General features: G+C 71.4%; 1 pseudogene. It reads right to left on the bottom strand.

Annotated features, from left to right (window positions below):
• Positions 1-153 precede the first annotated feature (153 nt).
• Positions 154-936 (bottom strand): annotated as a pseudogene (locus ACJA3G_RS37610) (IclR family transcriptional regulator C-terminal domain-containing protein); the annotation flags it as partial.
• Positions 937-974 lie beyond the last annotated feature (38 nt).

Raw genomic sequence — 974 nt, 5'->3', positions numbered from 1 at the left:
GTGGCTGGCCTGGCGGATAGCGGTGGCGCTGGTGAGGGGTCGGCGAAAGGTGCGGCGCAGCCGGTTCAGGGTCTGGCGGGTCATGGGTGTGGTGCTGGGTTCGGTGAGCCGGTTCTCGCCTGGCGCGGGGCCGGAGGGCGGGAGGGCGCCGGTGAGCAGGAGGGTGAGCAGGACAGGGACGGCTTTGCGGCTGAGTTCCTCGGCTGCGGTGGCGAGGCGCTTGGTGTGGGTGACGGGCAGGGACAGGGCGAGGCAGCCGGCTGTGGCGGTGGTCAGGGGTACGGCGGAGCACACCACGCGTGGGGAGTATTCGCGCAGGTCGAAGACGGGTTCGTTGGGTGCCAGCCGGTCCAGTGCGTGCAGGAGGTCCTGGCTGCTGGTGATGGTCCGTGCGGTGAGGCGGGCGGTTTTGTGGCGGGCGAGGTGGTCGGCGCGGCTGGTGTGGTCGAGCTGGGTGAGCAGGCATTTGCCGACCGCGCTGGCGTGCGCGGCGGCCCGGAAGTCGATCCATTCATTCACGCTGGGGGTGACGGGCCCGTCGGCGACCTGGGTGATGAGGACTTCGCCGTCGCGGTAGTGGCTGAGGTAGACGGCGGCGCCGATGCTGTCCCGGGCCAGCGCAAGGGTGCGCTGCAGTTGCAGTGCCGGCCCGCCGGGAGCAGAGAGCCGCTCGAGGGCCGGCCCGGGCGCGTAGACGCTCTCGGACAGCATTTCGGCGAACTCTTCCTCGCACAGCATCTCCAGCACCGCCGTGAGCTGCGGGGCGTGCAGGCCGCTCTCCCTGCCGATCTGCGCTCCGCTTACGCCCAGGCGGTGGTGCTGGATGATTTGCAGCACTTGGTGGGCCAGGCGCGCCTCGCGGACGGCGTCGTTGTCCGGGCTGACGGTGACGGTGCGCTGGGCGGCGGCGGTCACGCTGGGGTGACGGAAGGCCATGGGGGAGTACACCGACGGTGCCGGCGCAGTCAGGGAGG

Origin of the sequence: Streptomyces sp. YS-3 (genome assembly GCF_045257485.1) — a bacterium.
In the GTDB taxonomy this organism is placed as follows: domain Bacteria; phylum Actinomycetota; class Actinomycetes; order Streptomycetales; family Streptomycetaceae; genus Streptomyces.
The sequence above is the reverse complement of the archived record's forward strand: the minus strand, read 5'-3'. Positions and strand labels throughout refer to the sequence as shown.